The 18,402-nt window shown below is 71.7% G+C and carries 17 protein-coding genes; 5 read left to right on the top strand and 12 right to left on the bottom strand.

The genetic code is table 11. From position 1 onward, the window contains the following. Window positions 1–8 precede the first annotated feature (8 nt). From BJ986_RS03345 to moeB, 4 genes are all read right to left on the bottom strand, one after another. Window positions 9–3,449, bottom strand: a complete 3,441-nt coding sequence (locus tag BJ986_RS03345) for an ATP-dependent helicase (protein ID WP_179420716.1) — start codon at window positions 3,447–3,449, stop codon at window positions 9–11. Then, the gene (locus BJ986_RS03350; protein WP_179420717.1) at window positions 3,449–6,625 is read right to left on the bottom strand and encodes an ATP-dependent helicase; all 3,177 of its coding nucleotides are present in this window, start codon (window positions 6,623–6,625) and stop codon (window positions 3,449–3,451) included. Before BJ986_RS03350 ends, BJ986_RS03345 begins: the two co-directional genes overlap by 1 nt. Before the next feature lie 180 nt (window positions 6,626–6,805). Beyond that, complete coding sequence (locus tag BJ986_RS03355; RefSeq protein ID WP_179420718.1) at window positions 6,806–7,165, bottom strand: MGMT family protein; 360 nt, start codon at window positions 7,163–7,165, stop codon at window positions 6,806–6,808. Window positions 7,166–7,173: 8 nt separating this feature from the next. Next, window positions 7,174–8,409, bottom strand: coding sequence for a molybdopterin-synthase adenylyltransferase MoeB (gene moeB, locus BJ986_RS03360; protein ID WP_179420719.1), 1,236 nt, complete (start codon window positions 8,407–8,409; stop codon window positions 7,174–7,176). 76 nt (window positions 8,410–8,485) lie between these two features. Between moeB and BJ986_RS03365 the strand changes: the two genes are divergently transcribed. From BJ986_RS03365 to BJ986_RS03375, 3 genes are all read left to right on the top strand, one after another. Then, the gene (locus BJ986_RS03365; RefSeq protein WP_179420720.1) at window positions 8,486–9,127 is read left to right on the top strand and encodes a TetR/AcrR family transcriptional regulator; all 642 of its coding nucleotides are present in this window, start codon (window positions 8,486–8,488) and stop codon (window positions 9,125–9,127) included. Window positions 9,128–9,170: 43 nt separating this feature from the next. Then, the gene (locus tag BJ986_RS03370; protein ID WP_202881169.1) at window positions 9,171–9,428 is read left to right on the top strand and encodes a DUF3107 domain-containing protein; all 258 of its coding nucleotides are present in this window, start codon (window positions 9,171–9,173) and stop codon (window positions 9,426–9,428) included. Between the two features lie 134 nt (window positions 9,429–9,562). Next, complete coding sequence (locus BJ986_RS03375; RefSeq protein ID WP_179420721.1) at window positions 9,563–9,832, top strand: GlsB/YeaQ/YmgE family stress response membrane protein; 270 nt, start codon at window positions 9,563–9,565, stop codon at window positions 9,830–9,832. 107 nt (window positions 9,833–9,939) lie between these two features. Here the strand turns inward: BJ986_RS03375 and BJ986_RS03380 are convergent, their stop codons facing one another. Beyond that, complete coding sequence (locus BJ986_RS03380; RefSeq protein WP_179420722.1) at window positions 9,940–10,632, bottom strand: ferritin-like fold-containing protein; 693 nt, start codon at window positions 10,630–10,632, stop codon at window positions 9,940–9,942. 217 nt (window positions 10,633–10,849) lie between these two features. Here BJ986_RS03380 and BJ986_RS03385 point away from each other — a divergent pair, with 217 nt between their 5' ends. Further along, entirely contained in the window at window positions 10,850–12,460 is a 1,611-nt protein-coding gene (locus BJ986_RS03385) for a DEAD/DEAH box helicase (RefSeq protein WP_179420723.1), read from the top strand. A gap of 90 nt (window positions 12,461–12,550) precedes the next feature. Here BJ986_RS03385 and BJ986_RS03390 read toward each other — a convergent pair whose 3' ends face one another. The 6 genes from BJ986_RS03390 to BJ986_RS03415 form a co-directional block, all read right to left on the bottom strand. Next, a complete protein-coding gene (locus tag BJ986_RS03390; RefSeq protein WP_179420724.1) occupies window positions 12,551–13,597 on the bottom strand; it encodes an NAD(P)-dependent alcohol dehydrogenase in 1,047 nt (348 codons plus the stop codon). A 108-nt stretch (window positions 13,598–13,705) separates the two neighbouring features. After that, window positions 13,706–14,485, bottom strand: a complete 780-nt coding sequence (locus BJ986_RS03395) for an AAA family ATPase (protein ID WP_179420725.1) — start codon at window positions 14,483–14,485, stop codon at window positions 13,706–13,708. A 64-nt stretch (window positions 14,486–14,549) separates the two neighbouring features. Beyond that, entirely contained in the window at window positions 14,550–15,410 is an 861-nt protein-coding gene (locus tag BJ986_RS03400; protein ID WP_337794761.1) for a RecB family exonuclease, read from the bottom strand. A gap of 10 nt (window positions 15,411–15,420) precedes the next feature. Further along, window positions 15,421–16,038, bottom strand: coding sequence for a MarC family protein (locus BJ986_RS03405; protein WP_179420726.1), 618 nt, complete (start codon window positions 16,036–16,038; stop codon window positions 15,421–15,423). Further along, window positions 16,035–16,895: a PHP domain-containing protein gene (locus BJ986_RS03410; RefSeq protein WP_179420727.1), complete on the bottom strand. Its 861-nt coding sequence runs from the start codon at window positions 16,893–16,895 to the stop codon at window positions 16,035–16,037. The genes BJ986_RS03405 and BJ986_RS03410 overlap by 4 nt, the downstream gene beginning before the upstream one ends. Before the next feature lie 49 nt (window positions 16,896–16,944). Next, on the bottom strand, window positions 16,945–17,319 hold the full coding sequence (locus tag BJ986_RS03415) for a YciI family protein (protein ID WP_179420728.1): 375 nt from the start codon (window positions 17,317–17,319) through the stop codon (window positions 16,945–16,947). A gap of 221 nt (window positions 17,320–17,540) precedes the next feature. On the opposite strand from BJ986_RS03415, the gene BJ986_RS03420 reads away from it, so the two are divergent. Continuing rightward, window positions 17,541–18,059: a MaoC family dehydratase gene (locus tag BJ986_RS03420; RefSeq protein ID WP_179420729.1), complete on the top strand. Its 519-nt coding sequence runs from the start codon at window positions 17,541–17,543 to the stop codon at window positions 18,057–18,059. Here BJ986_RS03420 and BJ986_RS03425 read toward each other — a convergent pair. Further along, complete coding sequence (locus BJ986_RS03425) at window positions 18,056–18,367, bottom strand: hypothetical protein (protein WP_179420730.1); 312 nt, start codon at window positions 18,365–18,367, stop codon at window positions 18,056–18,058. The two genes, BJ986_RS03420 and BJ986_RS03425, sit on opposite strands and share 4 nt — an antisense overlap. Window positions 18,368–18,402 lie beyond the last annotated feature (35 nt).

An 18,402-nucleotide genomic window follows, 5' to 3' on the forward strand; every position in this document is an offset into this window, starting at 1 on the left:
CCCCGCCGCTACTCCGGGACGCCTGCCAACAACGTCGCGAGGGAGCGGTCATCGGGCAGGTCCGGCCACACGGTCTCGCCCGTGGCCGCGTAGTAGAACGCGGCATCGACGTCGTCGAGGTCCAGGCCGCGCAGCCGCGCGAACGCGACACGGTAGGCGGCGAGCTGCAGGGCGCGAGTCGCTCCGGAGCCACCCGAAGGCTTGGCACCCGTCTTCCAGTCGACGATCGTGAAGCCACCACCCGGCCGGGGGAAGACGGCGTCGATGCGACCGCGCACGGCGATCCCGTCGATGACGGTCTCCACGGCGATCTCGATCTCTGCCGGCGTGCGATGGGCCCAGTCGCTGGCGAGGAACCGCTCCTTCATGAGGGGCAGGTCGCCGTCGTCGCCGGGGTCGTCGTCGGCGCTGCCGGGCAGGTCGAGGATGTCCACGATGGCGGCCTGGGCGAAGTGCTGCTCCACCCACGCGTGGAAGGCCGTCCCCCGGCGGGCGGCCAGCGCCGGGGGTTCGGGCATGGGGCGACGCAGGGCTGAGGCGAAACGGGCCGGGTCCTGGGCCAGCGCCACCACGGCCGACGCCGAGAGGTGCCGCGGCATCAGCACGGTGACGGCGCCACGGTGGGCGAGTCGACGGCGCTCCTCGAGTAGCAGGTCCAGCTCCTCGAGCACCGGCAAGGCGGCGCCCGGCATCGGAAGCACTCCCTGCTCCACAGTTCCACCCAGCCCGCCGGCATCCTCGCGGGCATCCTCGCGCTGGGCCTCCACGGCCGACCGGACAGCGGCAGCCCCCGCTGCCAGCGCGGCACGGCGCTGGGCGAGCGGGTCGGCCGGCCACTGCACCGACAGGGCCTCGGCGGCCGTCGGGTTCAGGGCCTCCTCCGGCACGGCCGGGTCGGGAAGGTCGACCCACGCGAGGCGGTCGACGGGCAGGGCCGACTCGGCCTCCAGGAGCTCGGTGAGGAACCTGGAGGTGACCTTGGGGGTCTTGCCATCGGTCCAGACCGGCGCTGTCAGCAGCATGTCGGACCGGGCGCGGGTGAAGGCGACGTAGGCGAGTCGGCGCTCCTCCTCGACCCCGTGGTCGCCGCCTCCACGCAGGAAGGCCTCGACCCGCGTCTCCATGTCCTTCCAGTCCGAGGCGCCCTGCCAGTCGAGCAGCGGGAGACCCTCGTGGTCGCCCCGCAGGGCGTAGGGGATGCCACCGTCGGTCAGTCCGCCGATCCAGCCGCGCTGCTTGGGCAGCGACACGCTCCACTGCTCCCCGTCGGAGCGGCTGACCGCCGCGGAGAGGGCGGGGAACGATCCCTCCACGAGCCCGGGGACCGCGACGGCATCCCACTCCAGGCCCTTCGCCGCGTGGATGGTCAGGATCTGGACGGCGTCCGAGGATGCCTCGATGTAGCCCTTGTCGAGTCCCCGCTCCTCCTTCAGGGCAGCCGTCAGCCAGGCCAGGAACCCGCCGAGGTTGGGCCGGTCGGCGCTCACCGTGAAGGTCGCCGCGACGTCCGCGAAGGCGTCGAGGTGGGCCCGCGCCGCGGCCGGCGTGTAGCCCTCGCGAGCCAGCACCTCGATGTCGAGGCCCAGGGCCCGCTCCGCCTCCCCCACGAGATCGGCCAACGGCAGGGCGGTCAGGGACCGCAGGCGGCGGATGGCCTGCTGCAGACCGCGTAGCCGTCCCAGCCCCACGTCACTGACCCTCTTGCCGTCCCAGCTGGTCCACCCGGGGCGCGGCGGATCGTCCACCGCCTCGACGATGCTGACGCGGTCGGAGCTGTCTGGCGCCTGGTCGCGAGGCGTCGAGGTCGCTCGGCCCGACCCACCACCGACGCCGGGCTGGGCGAGCGCCTCGGCGACGGCCCCTTCGGCGTCGTCGTCGTCCTGCGGCGCGAACCGGTCCTCGACACCCAGCCTGAGGTCCTGTTGGTGGCGAGCCCACGCCATCAGCCCGTCGAGGTCCGCCGCCCCGAGGCGACACAGCGGCCCGGTGAGCAACCGCATGAGCTGGTCGCCGCGGCTCGGGTCGTTGACGACGTGCAGCAGCGCGGTGATGTCCTCGATCTCCGGGGTGAGCAGCAAGCCGCCGAGACCCACCACCTCGTGGGGAATCCCCCGGGAGTCGAGCGCCTCGATCAAGGCAGCGAACTGGGACCGTTTGCGGCACAGGACGGCGGCCGACTTCGCCCCGGCCGCCCGACGCTCCTCCAGCCACGAGGCGACCAGGGCAGCCTCGTCGCCGGCGGTCTCGACCCGGGCGACGGCCACCCGACCCGACCCGGCCCCCGCACGAGGAGCGAGCTCGTCGACAGGGACCTTAGACCCCGCGCGCAGCGGACCCGCCACGGCGTTCGCCACCTCGAGCACCCCCACGTCGTTGCGCCAGCTGGTCGCCAGGGGCAGGACGGGAGCCGGGTGCGTGGGGGTGCCGAACGCGCGGCGGAACTCGCTGAGGGTGGTCGCACTCGCCCCCCGCCATCCGTAGATCGACTGGTGCGGGTCGCCCACGGCGGTCACCGGGGAGGGCTCCCCGGGTGCCACGAACAGGGACCGCAACAGCTCGAGCTGGGCGGCTGAGGTGTCCTGGAACTCGTCGAGCAGCACCGCGCCGAACCGCTGTCGCTCGATGGCACCGATGTCGGGGAAGGACATCGCGAGACGCGCCGCGAGCGCCATCTGGTCGGCGAAGTCCATCGCGTCACGGCCGCGCTTGAGCTCGAGGTATCGCTGCACCATCGGCAGCACCCCGGCCCGCGCCCGCAGCTGCTCGCGCATCTTCTTGACCTCCCCCGGAAGGTCCTTGCCACGCGCCCCCGGGTGGGGAGGCAACGCATCCAGGGCCGCCAGGACCCGCTCCAGGTATGCCGCGACGTCACCGACCTCGACGAGGTGCTCAGCCATCTCCCCTGCCAGGTCCACGACGGCCGCGGTCACGGTGGACTCGGCGAACTGCACGTCGTCCATCGGCCCGTCGTAGGCAGCGACCACCTCGGAGGCGTACTGCCACGCAGCGGCCTCGGACAGCAGCCGGGACTCGGACTCGTACCCCAGCCGCAGGGCGTGCTCGCGCACGAGCCGCCCGGCATACGAGTGGTAGGTCGACACGGTCGGTGTGCCGCCGAGCACCTCCGCACCGGTCTCGGCGTCGTCGGTGCGCGGATGCCACACGTCGCGCTGCTGGAGCAGCCGCAGACGGGCCCCGATGCGTTCGGCGAGCTCGGTCGCAGCCTTGCGGGTGAAGGTCAGGCCGAGGACCTGGTCGGGCTCCACGAAGCCGTTGGCGACCAGCCACACGACGCGCCCCGTCATCGTCTCGGTCTTGCCCGACCCCGCCCCGGCCACCACGAGCAGGGGCGCCATGGGGGCCTCGATGACCTCGACCTGCGCAGCCGTGGGCTCCGGCAAGCCCAGGGCACTGGCAATCTCCTTGGCAGACAACAGCTCTCGCGCCATCAGAGCACCCGCCCCTCGGGCTGGGCCGGGCAGGACGCCTTGACCTGGCAGAGCTTGCACCAGTCGCCCACTGTCGCCGCGAACGTCGAACCGGCCATCCCCTCGGCCGTCCCCGTCACGAGGTCGGCGGCCCACTGCGGGTCCGCGTCGTCGCGCAGCGGGTCCTGCGTCTGCAGGGTCGTCTTGACCAGGGCGGCCTTGCCGACCTGGAGCAGGGCGGCCCCCGCGGACCGGTCACCCAGCTCACCGAAGGCGCCACTCTCGACACCGAGCTGGTAGGCACCGAGCTGGGGGTGGCGCGCCAGCTCCTCGGCGCGGGGCTTGCTGCTCCCCGTCTTGTAGTCGACGACACGCAGGGCGGTCCCGTCAGGCGTGCCCTCGATGCGGTCGACCTTGCCGCTGAGCACGGCCCTGCCGAGGACGACCTTCATGTCGAGCTCCGCGCCGAGCCGCACCCAGCCGGCCGCCCGGGCCTCCTCGAAGTAGGTCGCGAGCCTGCGGACCATGCCATGCGCCTCGTGGCGCTTGCGGTCCGAGACCCAGCCGGCCGGCATACCGAGGCGGCCCCAGCGGGCATCGACCTCGGCGACCAGGGTGTCGGCATCGACGTCACCGAGCTCGGCCGCGATGTCGTGCACGAGCGTGCCGATGTCCGCCGCCCCCACGGACGGCCCGTCCCCACCGACGGAGCCGAGCAGCCAGCGCAGGCCGCAGCTGCCGAACGACTCGACCTTGCTCGGCGAGACCCTGACCTCCTGGTCCTGCGCGCGCAGCGGCCGGTCGTCGGACACCTCGCGCAGGGCCCACCACTGGCTGGGATCAGCACCCGGCACGCCCTCGTGGGTGAGCCGGGCCAGGGCGGCCACCGCGGTGGCGCGTACGCCGGAGTCAGCGGAGACGAGCTGACGGCGCAGCTCGCCGACGAGCGTCGGCAGGGTCATCGTGCGCGCGACCTCGGCGAAGCGCCGATCCCCTTGGGTGGCAATGGTTTCCGGGTCGACGACGTCGAGGTATACGGAGGGCTGCTCGTCGTCGGAGCGGACCGCCGTGACGATGACCCGGTCGCTCGCCCGGGTCAGCGCGACGAGGAACGACCTGGTCTCGTCGTACCGGACGGCGGCCTGGGCCGCCCGGAACGTCGTGGCCCGACCTGACACCACGTCGACCAGGTGCTCCGACCCGAGCAGCGACCCCCGCAGCCGCAGGTCCGGCCAGACGCCCTCCTGCACCCCCGCGACGACGACAAGGTGCCACTGGCGACCGGCAGCCGCCTGGGGGGTCGTGACGGTGACCGACTCGCCCACCGGTGACCGCGCGACCAGGGTGTCACCGGGGATGTCCTGGTTGCCGATGTGGGTGAGGAACTCCTCGGGCCCGGCCTGCGGGAGCCGGTCGACGAACTTCGCCGCCGCGTCGAACAGGCCCACCACGGCGTCGAGGTCGCGGTCGGCCCGCGCGGCGCCCGAGCCACCGCCGAGCGCGGTCGCCTGCCACTCGGCGCCGAGCCCGGTGGCGGCCCACATGGCCCAGAGCACCGACTCCGCGGTGACGCCGGGCTCCCAGCGCCAGACCGGGTCCCCGTCGCCCGCGGCGCTACCGTCCAGGGCGCCCCGTGCGGCCTTGACCCCGGCCGCGATGGTGGCCGCCACCCGCCGCGCCGGGATGGCCTCGGGCCCGAGCTCGATCAGGGCACCAGGAGCGACCAGTGCCGCGGCCAAGAGCTCGTCACTCGTGCGCCCTCCGCCGTTCCCGAGCTCGATCCTGCGCTGCGCGCGACGCAGCCGCCGTAGCCCGACCGCGTCCGCGCCACCGATCGGGGACAGGAGGGTGTCGACCGCCACCTCGGGGTCGAGGGCGTCCGTCGCACCGCGGGCCAGGTCGAGGACCACCCCGAGAAGGGCCAGCAGGGGGCGTACCGCCACCTCGTCGCGCACCGGGAGGTCCGTGGCCGTGCCGGCGACGGGCACCCCCGCCGCCATCAGCACGCGGCGCAGGGTGGCGGTGCGGCCCTGGCCACGGACGATGACCGCCATCTCCGACCAGGGGATGCCGAACCGCAGGTGCGCCTCGCGCAGCTCCGCTGCCACATAGCTGGCCTCCTGGCTCACCGCGCGCAGCAGCCGTACGTCGACCTGGCCACCCGCACGCCCGGCGGCCGCGCCACGCTGCAGGCCGCCGCCGAGGGCGCCGATCTTGGGAGCAACCCTGGCCGCCGCGTCGACGAGCGCCTGCGGCAGCCGGTATGCCGTGGGCAGCACGAGGGTGCGCGGCTCCCCCGCGGTGGCCAGCTGCGTCCACCCGTCGCTGAGGTGGCGCGGGTCGGCGCCCCGGAAGGTCTGCACCGCACTGTCGGGGTCGCCGAGCAGGATCAGGTCGAGCCCTGGCGAGGCGATCGTGCGCAGCAGGCGGGCCGCGGCGGAGGTGAGCTCCTGGGCGTCGTCGACGACCACCAGGCGCAGCCCGTCGACCAGTCGGCCGCGTGCGGCGGGGTCCTCCTGCAGGAGGTCTGCCGCGGCCCCCAGGATCCACGCCGGGTCGTAGGCGCCGGGCGCGGACAGGGCCGTGACCTCGTCGTACTCGGCGAGCACGTCAGCCGCCGCGACCCATTCGGGCCTGCCGTGCTCACGCCCCAGGCGGACGAGGTCGGCCGGCTCGAGGTCGTGCTCGACCGCCCTCATGAGCAGGTCGCGCAGCTCACCCCGGAAGCCGCGGGTGCCCAGCGCGAGATGCACCCGCTCGGGCCAGTCGGGGCCCGTGCCCTCCTCGGCGTGACCGGCCAGCAGCTCCCGCAGGATGACGTCCTGCTCGGGTCCGCTGAGCAGCCGGGGTGTGGGGTCGCCGCGCAGCGCCGCCGCCTGGCGCAGGATGCCGAAACCGAGCGCCTGGTGGGTCCTGGCCAGCGGCTCGGTCGAGGTGCCTCCGAGCCGGGACGTCACCCGCTCCCGCAGGCTGCCCGCGGCGACGCGCGAGGAGGTCAGGATGAGGCACTGGTCGGGCGTTGCCTCCCCCGACTCGACGCGCGCCACGACGGCCTCGATCGCTGTCGTCGTCTTGCCGGTGCCCGGGCCGCCGAGCACGCGCAGCAGTCCGCCGCGGTGGGCGAGCGCGGCCAGCTGGACATCGTCCAGCGGGGGCGCCTGCACCACCACGCTCGGAGCTCGGCGCAGGGTCAGCATCGGTTCATCCCACCATCCGCGACCGACAGTGGCACCCGCGCCACTCCCACGACGACAGCCTGATCGTCGGCGCGCACGTCTGTGCACAGACCCTCGGCCTTCTGACCACAGACCAGCTCAGTGCGAAGTGGCACGGATGTCTGTGCACAGACCCCCGCTCCGCGCGCGGTCGAGCCGACGTCACGAGGCCGGGGGGACCGGCGGCTGGGCCTCCAGCCAGCGAGCGCGCGCCAGGTCGACCCGGCGCCCGTCGACCTGCCCGCGGACCAGTGGAGTGCCCTCCTGCCGGTAGTGCGCCAGCGCCTCGTCCTCGAGCCCCTGCGGGAAGTAGCCCCCGGCGCGGATCACCCGCCACCAGGGGACGTCCGAGCCATACCTGGCCATCACGGTGCCGACGCCACGGGGCCCACCGCGACCGAGCAGCTCGGCGATGTCGCCGTAGGTCATCACCATCCCCTCGGGGATCGTGTCGACCACCTCGAGCACATCGTCGGCGAAGTCGCTGGGGGCACCACTGACCCGCCCGGGCTCGGTGACCATCGTGTCCCTCAGTAGACCGGCAGGCTCGGGTCGACGTCCCTGACCCAGGCGAGCACGCCACCGGTCAGGTTCGCGACGTCGGCGCGGCCGGTCGCGGCGAGGATCCCGGCGGCCTCGGCGGACCGGACCCCGGACTTGCACATCAGCACGACAGGTATGCCGGGCGGCAGCTCGGCGGCCGCCGTCCCGTCCCGGAACCGGTCGAGATGCAGGGCCCGGGCGCCCGGGATCGACACGACGGCACGTTCGCCGGGCTCCCGGACGTCGACGAGCTCGAGCTCGCGGTCACCGCGCTCCCGCTGCGCCAGCATGTCGGCCAGGTCCCTCGCCGACACCTCGGCGAAACCCGCGCCCCGAGGGCCGGCGTCCCGGTGGTCCTGCTCACCCTCCTGCGCGGACCCCGTCGCGGAAGCACCCGGCATACCGCAGAACTGCTCGTAGTCGACGAGCGAGGTGACGGTCGGGGACTCGCCGCACACCGGGCAGTGGGGGTCGGCGCGCACGGTCAGGGAGTCCCAGGTCTGGCGCAGGGCGTCATGCACGAGGAGCCGGCCGACGAGCGGATCCCCTTGTCCCACAATGAGCTTGACCGCCTCGGCGACCTGGACCGACCCGATCGCCGCGCACAGCACGCCGAGCACGCCGCCGGTCGCGCACGACGGGACCGCGTCGGGTGGCGGAGGCTCGGGGAAGACGCAGCGGTAGCAGGGACCGTAGCCCGAGAACCACACCGACACCTGCCCGTCGAACCGGTAGATCGACCCCCAGACGTGCGGCATCCCGAGGAAGACGCACGCGTCGTTGACGAGATAGCGGGTCGGGAAGTTGTCGGCTCCGTCCAGGACGACGTCGTAGTCGGCGAGGATCTCGAGGGCGTTCTCGGAGGTCAGCCGCACGTCGTGGCGGACGACCGTGACCAGCGGGTTGATGGCGGCGACCGTCTCGGCGGCCGACTCGGTCTTGGGGCGACCCACGTCGGCGACCCCGTGGACGATCTGACGCTGGAGGTTCGACGCGTCGACCACGTCGTCGTCGACCACCCCGACGGTGCCCACCCCGGCCGCCGCGAGGTACATCAGGGCGGGCGACCCGAGACCCCCGGCGCCGATGACCAGGACGCGTGCGCTGGCCAGTCTGCGCTGCCCCTCCAGACCGACCTCGGGGAGCAGGATGTGACGGGCGTAGCGGGCCTTCTGCTCGGTCGTGAGCTCCGGTCCGGGCGCAACCAGCGGTGGGATCGCCATGTGATGCAGGTTACCCACCCGTACGATGTGGAGGACACCGCCGTCAGGCTGCACCACCGCCGAACAGAGAGTCACCATGTCGCTTCAGGCAGTTCCAGGCACCGACAACGCCCGTGGCCAGCGCCTCCCGCGCTCCGCCCGCCGCGCCCAGCTCCTCGAAGCCGCGCAGGCCGCCTTCGTGGAGTCCGGCTACCACGCGGCCGCCATGGACGACATCGCCGACCGTGCCGGGGTCTCCAAGCCGGTGCTCTACCAGCACTTCCCCGGCAAGCTCGAGCTCTACCTGGCCCTGCTCGACAAGCACAGCGAGGCCCTCGAGCAGCTCGTCCGCGAGGCCCTCGCCTCGACCCAGGACAACAAGGAGCGGGTCTACGCGACGATCGCGGCCTACTTCGACTTCGTCTCGCGCGACGGGGCGGCCTTCCGGCTCATCTTCGAGTCCGACCTCACCAACGAGTCCGCCGTCCGCAACCGCCTCGACGCCGTCGGCCTGGTCTGCGCGGAGGCCGTCGCCGAGGTCATCGCCGAGGACACCGGGCTCACCGACGAGGACGCCTCACTGCTCGGCATGGCCCTCACCGGCCTGGCTCAGGTCAGCGCCCGCCACTGGCTCGCCCAGGACTCCGACGTGCCCAAGGACGAGGCGGCCCTGCTGATGGGCGCCCTGGCGTGGCGCGGCCTCGGCTCGTTCCCGAAGGTGGGCGGGGAAGGTTCCTGAGGCACCGCTCGTTAGCCTTGGCGTCACCACCGCACGCGCAGGTATGCCGCGTGCCCACCCCAACACGAAGGGAATCACCGTGGAGGTCCGCATCGGCGTCCAGAACGTCTCTCGCGAGGTCGTCTTCGAGTCCACCGAGAGCGCAGCCGACATCGCCGCGGCCGTGAGCGCGTCCCTCGAGAAGGGCACCGTCCTCACCCTCGTCGACGACAAGGGACGCCAGCTCCTCGTCCCGGCAGCGGTCCTCGGGTACGTCCAGATCGGCGAGTCCGACAAGCGAGGCGTCGGCTTCGGCGTCTGAGCCCTCTGCGTGTGACCTTCCGCGTCTGACCCTTCCGCGTGCGTGGGGCGACGATCCGTGGTCCTCTGGTCCTCTCACGGGGCCGAAGGGGGCCCCGGCTGAACGCGGCGCCGCAGCCGCACGAAGGAGCAACCGTGGTCGGAACGATTATCGGCGCCATCATCGGCGGTCTCATCATCGGGGCCTTGGCCCGTCTCGTGCTTCCGGGCAAGCAGAACATCTCACTCCTGATGACCATCATCATCGGGATCCTGGGATCGCTGATCGCCTCGTGGCTGGTCTTCCAGCTCGGCTACAAGAACTCGAACGGTGGTTTCGAGTTCATCCCGTTCCTGGTGGGGATCGTCGTCGCGGCGATCCTGATCGTGATCTACGGCAACGTGACAGGACGCCGGAAGGTCTGACGAGTCAAACGTCCGCGAAGGGCCCCGTCCACCAGGACGGGGCCCTTCGTCGTGCAGTTCGGGCGCAGGTGCCGGTCAGACGGCGGGCCGGTCAGGCGGCTGGCCGGTCAGGCGGCGAGGCCGAGCCGACCCATCCGTCGGGTGTGCTCGTCGGTGAGCCGCGCGAACATCCGTCCCAGCTCGGCCAGGTCGGCACTGGGGCGGCCCGGGCCGCCGATCCCGCCGACCATCAGCGAGGCCAGCGCGTCGCGTTCGACGGCGACCTGCTGGGCCTGCGAGAGCGCCTCGCCCACGAGCCGGCGGCCCCACAGCGCCAACCGTCCCGCGACCTTGGGGTCGGCCTTGATGGCCTCACGGACGACCTTGACGACGAACTCCGCCTGCCCCACGTCCTCCATGGCCGAGTGCACCAGGGCCTGCGTCGAGGGGTCGACGTAGGCGGCGATCTCACGGTAGAAGTCGGTGGCGATGCCGTCGCCCACGTAGGCCTTGACCAGGCCCTCGAGCCAGGTGCTCGGCCGGGTGCGCTCGTGGAATGCGTCGATCGGCGCGATGAACGGCGCCATGGCGACCTCGGGGTCGATGCCCATCTCGTCCAGTCGCGCCACGAGGATCTCGTAGTGCCGGAACTCGGCCACCGCCAGTCCCGCCACGGCGGCCTTGAGGGGCTGGCTCGGCGAGAGCTCACTGTCCCCGGCGAGCCGGGTGAACGCTGTCAGCTCGCCGTACGCGAGCACTCCGAGGAGGTCGGCGACGGCGTCGCGGTACTGCGGATCGGCCAGCCAGTCGTCCTTGGTCATGCCCGTCACCCTAACGGCGGGGCCTTGGACGACCCCGGCGTGAGGGTCGCGGATGCGGGCATGTCGGGCGTGCACCGCTAGACTGAGGGGGTCAAAGGTGCCCGGTCGGCACGAATCAGCCGTGGACCCGGTCCGCGCTCCGCAAGACGAAGACCTCCGATCGGCCCGCTGTGCGAGCGCCACCCCGCTGTGGGAGCGCCCCGATCGAGAGAACTTCATGACTGAGACCAACCCGGACACGACTGTGCCCGACGCCACGACCGACGCCACGTCCGACGCCACGACCGATACCCCTGTCGCTGCGCCGGCTGACCCGACCTTCGCCGACTTCGACGTCCACCCCGACATCGTCGCCTCGCTGAGCGACGCGGGGATCGTGACGCCCTTCCCCATCCAGGCGATGACCCTGCCCGTCGCCCTCGGTGGCCACGACATCATCGGCCAGGCCAAGACCGGCACCGGCAAGACGCTCGGCTTCGGCGTCCCGATGCTCAACCGCACGATCGCCCGCGGGGACGCCGAGTGGGACACCTTCCCGCACGCCGGCAAGCCGCAGGCCCTCGCCGTCGCCCCGACCCGTGAGCTCGCCGTCCAGGTCGCCAGCGACCTCGAGCGCGCCGGCAAGCGTCGCGGAATCCGCGTGCTCACCGTCTACGGCGGCCGCGCCTACGAACCCCAGATCGAGGCCCTCAAGGCCGGGGTCGAGATCGTCGTCGGCACGCCCGGGCGTCTGATCGACCTGGCAAAGCAGGGTCACCTCGACCTCTCGCACACGAAGTCGGTCGTGCTCGACGAGGCCGACGAGATGCTCGACCTCGGGTTCCTCCCGGACGTGGAGAAGCTGCTCGCGATGACCTCGCCGGCCCGGCAGACGATGCTCTTCTCGGCCACCATGCCCGGTGCCGTCGTCGCCCTGGCCCGCCGCTACATGCGTCAGCCGACCCACATCCGCGCCATGGGTGACGACCAGGAGAACGCCCACACGGTCAAGGCCGTCGAGCAGTTCGTCTACCGCGCCCACGCGATGGACAAGGTCGAGATGCTGGCCCGCATGCTGCAGGCCGAAGGCCGTGGCCTGACCATCATCTTCAGCCGCACCAAGCGCACCGCCGCGAAGGTCGCCGACGACCTCACCGAGCGCGGCTTCGCCGCCGCCGCCATCCACGGCGACCTCGGTCAGGGAGCGCGTGAGCAGGCGCTGCGCGCGTTCCGCAACGGCAAGGTCGACATCCTCGTCGCCACCGATGTCGCCGCCCGCGGGATCGACGTCGACAACGTCACCCACGTCATCAACTACCAGTGCCCCGAGGACGAGAAGACCTACCTGCACCGCATCGGGCGCACCGCCCGCGCGGGCAACACGGGCATCGCGGTCACCTTCGTCGACTGGGACGACATGCCGCGCTGGGGCCTGATCAACAAGACCCTCGACCTCGGGATCCCCGAGCCGGAGGAGACCTACTCCTCCTCGGACCACTTCTACGAGCAGCTCGACATCCCGCGCACCGCCAAGGGCCGCCTGCCCAAGGCCGACCAGAAGCTCGCCGGCCTGGGCGCCGAGGTGCTCGAGGACCTCGGCGAGACCGGCAAGTCCAGTGGTCGTCGCCCGGCCGCCGGCGGTCGCGGTGGCCGTGACGGCGACCGAGACGGTGTCCGAGACGGTGGCGGTCGTGGCGGCCGCGACGCCGCTCGTGACGCCGGTCGTGGTGGCGAACGCCGCTCGGACAGCGCACCCCAGGACGGCGACGCCCCGGCCAAGCCGCGGCGCAACCGCAACCGTCGGCGCACCCGCGGTGGTGCCACCGGAGAGGCCAGCACCCAGGCCTGACCCGCACCCCCAGAGCAGACAGGTATGCCGCGCGGCTGAGCCGCGCGGCATACCTGTCTATCGGGGTTGGCCCCCGGGGGCGGGGGCGGGTCAGGCGCCGATCGTGGCGGTGTCGATCACGAAGCGGTAGCGCACGTCCGAGTTCACGACGCGGTCGTAGGCCTCGTTGACCTGGTCGGCGCTGATCGTCTCGATCTCAGCCGCGATGCCGTGCTCGGCGGCGAAGTCCAGCATCTCCTGCGTCTGCGGGATGCCGCCGATGTTGGAACCGGCCAGGACCTTGCTGCCGCCGATGAGGGAGAACGCCTGGAACGAGCTGGGGTCGCTCGGCGCGCCGACGTTGACCATGGCCCCGTTGGGCTTGAGCAGCGAGAGGTACTGGTCGAACGGCAGGTTGGCGCTCACCGTGTTGAGGATGAGGTCGAACTGGCCCCGCAGGTCCTTGAACGTCGACTCGTCCTTGGTCGCGCGGTGCTCGACGGCGCCGAACGCCTTGCTGTCGGCTTCCTTGGCGGTCGACTGGCTGAGCACGGTGACCTCGGCGCCCAGCGCCGCGGCGAACTTCACGCCGAGGTGGCCGAGACCGCCCAGACCCACGACGGCGACCTTGGTGCCGGGACCGGCGCCCCAGCGCTTGAGCGGGTTGTAGGTGGTGATGCCGGCGCACAGCAGCGGCGCGGCGACATCGAGCTCGAGGGCGTCGGGGATCCGGACGGCGAACCGCTCGCTGACGACGACCTGCTGGCTGTAGCCGCCCATCGTCTCCTCGCCGTCGTAGCCCTTGCCGTTGTACGTCATGACGGCGCCCTTGACGCAGAACTGCTCCTGGCCGTCCTTGCAGTACTCACACTCACCACAGGAGTCGACCATGCAGCCGACACCGACGCGGTCGCCCACCTGGTAGCGGGTCACCCCGTCACCCACGGCGGAGACGACCCCGGCGATCTCGTGGCCGGGGACCATCGGGAAGATCGCGCTCCCCCACTCCTCACGGACCTGGTGGATGTCGCTGTGGCAGATGCCGGCAAAGGCGATGTCGATGGTGATGTCGTCGTCACGCAGCTCGCGGCGCTCGATCGTCGTGGCTGTGAGCGGGGCGCCTGCGGAGGCGGTGGACAGAGCAGCAGTGCGGGACATGATTCTCCTCGGGGGGTCGGGTTCAGTCACCGTCAGGGGACAAGTCCCGACCGGGCCCGACTATTCCGAGGATCAGGGCTGTTTCGAAGATCCGAGCTGTTCCGAAGGTCAGAGTTTCTTCGCCAGGGCGGCCGCTACGTCGCGGTACGCCTTCGCGCCCTTGGAGGTGCGGGAGGTCGCCAGGATGGACCGCCCGACCGCGGGCGCCTCGGCGAAACGCACCGTCTTGGGGATCGGCGGGTCGAGCACAGGCAGGTCATAGCGCTCGCCCACGTCGGCGAGCACCTCGCGGGCGTGGTTGCTGCGCCCGTCGAACAGGGTGGGCAGGATGCCCCAGACCTCGAGGTCCTTGTTGAGGATCTTCTGCACGTCGGTCACCGTGTCGAGCAGCTGGCCGACGCCGCGGTGGCTGAGCATCTCGCACGGCATGGGGATGATCAGGCCCTGGCTGGCGGTCAGCGCGTTGAGGGTCAGCACTCCCAGGCTGGGCGAGCAGTCGAGCAGGACCACGTCGTACTCGCCGCGCACCTCCTCCAGCACCGTCCGCAGGATGTACTCCCGGCCGGGTCGCGGCAGCAGCTGGGCCTCGGCGCCCGCGAGGTCGATGACGCTGGGCACGAGGTCGACCCCGTCGTCACAGGCGACCCGCACGTCGGCGATCGACGCGCGTCCGAGCAGCACCTCGTTGATCGAGCTGCCGACCTCGTCCGGGTCCACGCCGAGGCTGAACGTCAGGCAGGCCTGGGCGTCCAGGTCCACCAGCAGGACGCGCTTGCCCTGCTCGGCGAAGGCGGCCCCGAGGGAGGCCACCGACGTCGTCTTCGCGACGCCGCCCTTCTGGTTGGCCACCGAGACGATCGTGGCCGGTTTCGCGGGTGTCCTGGCCACCAGAGGCCGCCCTTCTTCTGTGTGATGGGCTCGAGAGTTGCGTATGCCGGTCGGCGCAAGTCTGTCAGGTGCGGACCGCGGGCTGCTCGAGGGCCGCCCAGTCGGACTTCTCCGGTCCGAAGGCCTGACCAGCCGGGCAGTGGGCCCGGAAGTCGCACCACTGGCACAGGGGACCGACGGTGGCCGGGAACCGGCTCGAGTCGACGCCGAGCTCGGCGTAGTCCTCCTCGGCCCGGCGGGCGTCCTTGGCGATCGACTCGGCCTCGGCGATCTTGCGCGTCAGCGACTCGCCGGTGTGCTCGTGGCTGGCCACGGCCCCACTGGGCAGGTGGTGCAGCTCGACGCGGACGCACTTGCGTCGGAACATCTTCCAGGCGGCCGCGGCGTACAGGGCGAGCGGCAACGACGTGCGGGCGTCGTCGTCGGTCGGCTCCCAGCGGCTCGTCTTGTAGTCGACGACCGCCAGCTCACCGCCGCGGTCATCGAGGCGGTCGATCCGACCCTGGAGGGTGAACACCTGCGTCTTGAGCGAGACGGTGCGCTCGATGCCGAGCGGCTGGTGGGCGGGGTCGACCTCGTCGAGGTAGTCCACGACCTGGCGCTGGGCCAGCTCGCGCCACTCGCGGGACTGGTCGGCGTCGCGGAAGCCGACATCGATCCAGGACGAGCGCACCAGCTCGGCGCCCGCCGCCGGGGTGCGACGCTCGGTGGGCAGGTCCCACCAGTCGCGCAGCGCGTTGTGCACGGCCACACCGAACGACGTGTGCGCCCGCTGGGGTCGCGAGGGCGGCGCAGGCCGGTCGAGGTACTGCATCCGGTACCGCCGCGGGCAGTCGACCCAGGTCAGCAGCTTGCTGGGGCTGGCTCGGAAGAGGCGCCGCGGCATACCCACGAACTGCTCCTGCACGAACTCCCCCGCACTCACCTCGCCCACGTTAGGCGGTACCGCTGACAAACGCCCGGATGCTGTCCGCGACCATCTGCACGGCGATCGCCGACAGGAGCAGGCCGGCGATCCGGGTCACCAGCACGGTGCCGCTGTCCTTGAGCACCCGGTGGACCTGGCTGGCGAAGCGGAAGAACAGCCACACGACGAACATCGTGGCGACCAGGCCGGCCGCGACGGCGACGTAGTCGGCGACCGCGTCGGCCCGCTTGACCTGCAGCATCGTCGCGACGATCGCACCGGGACCAGCCAGCAGCGGGGTGCCGAGGGGCACCAGCGCGACGTTGACGCCCGCGTCGGCGTGCTGCTCCTGCTCGGAGCCGGTGAGCAGCTGCAGGGCCACGAGCAGCAGCAGGAGGCCGCCTGCTCCCTGGAGGGCGGGCAGCGAGATGTGCAGGTAGGTGAGGATCTGCTGGCCGAACACGGCGAACATCACGATCACCCCGAGCGCGACCAGGGACGCGCGGCGAGCCGCGGCGACCTTCTGCTTCTGCGTCAGCGACGCGGTCAGGGCCAGGAAGATCGGGAGGGCGCCCGGGGGGTCCATGATGACGAGCAGCGTCACGAAGACCGAGCCGAATGCCTGCAGGTTGATGATGTCGCTCACGCTCGTGCCGCCCTGACCACGTCGATGCCGCTGGTTGCCTGGTGCTCGATCTGCGCCAGCACGTCCGCCGACGTGGTGTTCTCGCCGAGCCGGTTCTCCTTGCCCGCGCCGTGGTAGTCGCTCGACCCCGTCACGAACAGCCCCAGCCGCGCGGCGAGCTCCTCCGCCTGGCGCACCTCCGCGGGCCGGTGGTCACGGTGGTGGGCCTCGAGGCCCGCGAGCCCGGCCGCCGCCATCTCCTCGATGACTGCGTCGTCGACGGTCCAGCCCCGGCCGTTGGCGAACGGGTGCGCCATCACCGGGACACCGCCCGCCTGGCGGACGAGCTCCACGGCGAGCACCGGGTCGGGTGCGTAGTGCGAGACGTAGTAACGACTGCCGTTGCGCAGGACGTCGGTGAACGCCTCGTCGCGCGTGCCGACGAAGCCGCTGGCCACCAACGCGTCGGCGATGTGCGGCCGCCCCATCGTGGTGCCCTCGCCCGCCTGGGCGCGCACCTCCTCGATCGTCACCGGTATGCCGTCCGCGGTCATCAGCTCCACCATGCGGTCGATCCGGGTCGCCCGCGACTCCCGCGCCCGCTCCAGCTCGCGGAGCAGGGCGGGAGCCTGGGGGTCCACGAGGTAGCCGAGCAGGTGCACGCTGACCCCTCGCCGTGAGCAGGAGATCTCGACGCCGCGCACCAGGTCCACGCCCACCTCGTGGGCGGCGGCCACCGCAGCCGGCCACCCGGCATACGTGTCGTGGTCGGTGAGGGCGACGACATCCAGACCCGCCGTCGCGGCGGCGGCGATCACCGCCTCTGGCGGTTGGGTGCCGTCGCTCGCGGTGGAGTGGGTGTGGAGGTCGATCGGCACGTGCCAAGGGTAGGGCCACTGGCGCGTGCCTCCGGACCGCCCGGGCGCCTCACTCCGCCACAGGACGCAGCTCGACCGTCTCCCCCGGACCGGCGAACTTCGCAGCCACCTCCTCCGCCCGATCCTGGGACGCCACGTCGATGAGGAAGAATCCCGCGAAGTGCTCGACCGTCTCGGCGTAGGGGCCGTCGGTGATCTTCCTGCGACCCGCGTGCCAGCGGACCAGCCGGGCCTCGCTGGGGTCACCCAGGGCCTGGCCGCCCAGCAGCTCGCCGCGTTCGGCCATCTCCTGCATCACCGACTCGAAGTCGGCCTGCAGGGTCGCCCGCTCCTGCTCGGGCAGGGCCTGGAGCTCGGCGACGAAGTCGCTCGTGGGGTGGCCCCACGGCTGCGGGGTGGAGTGGATGAGGATGACGTACTTCATGGTGGCGCTCCCTCTACGGGTCGGTGGCCGACATGGCCCTGTCATCTGCCTGACGGTCGGCGCACGACGCTCTCGATGTTCGTCGCAAGCTTTCTCGACGGCTTTCTCGACGGCTTTCTCGACTGCTCGCGCAGCAAGGATGCCGTGGAACCATGGCTGTGAGGGAACGCACGCGGCATACCCGTGTCCCTGGGTGGTGGCCATCGACCACAATGGGCGCCATGCAATTCGGACGCAGCTACGAGGAGTTCGAGGTCGGCGCGGTCTACAAGCACTGGCCCGGCAAGACGGTGACCGAGTACGACGACCACCTGTTCTGCCTGATCACGATGAACCACCACCCGCTGCACCTCGACGCGAACTACGCGGAGAACACCACGCAGTTCGGCAAGAACGTGGTCGTGGGCAACTACATCTACTCCCTGCTGCTCGGCATGTCCGTGCCCGACGTCTCCGGCAAGGCGATCGCGAACCTCGAGGTCGAGTCGCTGCGGCACGTCGCACCGACCTTCCACGGCGACACGATCTACGGCCAGACAGAGGTCCTGGACAAGTGGGAGAGCACGTCCAAGGACGACCGTGGCGTGGTCCACGTGGAGACCAAGGGCTACAACCAGGACGGCACCCTCGTCTGCATCTTCCGTCGCAAGGTGATGGTGCCCAAGAACTCGTACCTCGAGGCGCGGGGCGGCGAGCAGCCCGGACGTCCCGAGCTCGTCGAGCCCGCCCCGAGGGACTAGGGGTCGAGGAGCGCGAGCTCGGCGAGCTGGTCCGCCAGGGCCACCAGTCGGTCCTCTCCGACCGTGCCGGTCACCACGGTGCGCACCAACCTGCTCGCTGCCTGCGGTGACACGCGCAGCCGCGCGGCCACTGACACGATCGGCCTTTTGTCCTGAGCAACCACAAGGGCGTGCAACGCGTTCAGCGGCAGTCTGTCGTGGCCCTCGCTGCGCAGCAGGTGAGCCAGCAGGTCGTCCACCGCGCGCGAGGCCTCTCGCAGGGTGAACGGCAGGTGGTCGAGCCGCTCGTCGAGCTCGTCGTCAGCCACGGTCCTCTCCCCCTCGATCGGCACCCAGGACAAGT

Source organism: Pedococcus badiiscoriae, from assembly GCF_013408925.1.
Classification (GTDB): domain Bacteria; phylum Actinomycetota; class Actinomycetes; order Actinomycetales; family Dermatophilaceae; genus Pedococcus; species Pedococcus badiiscoriae.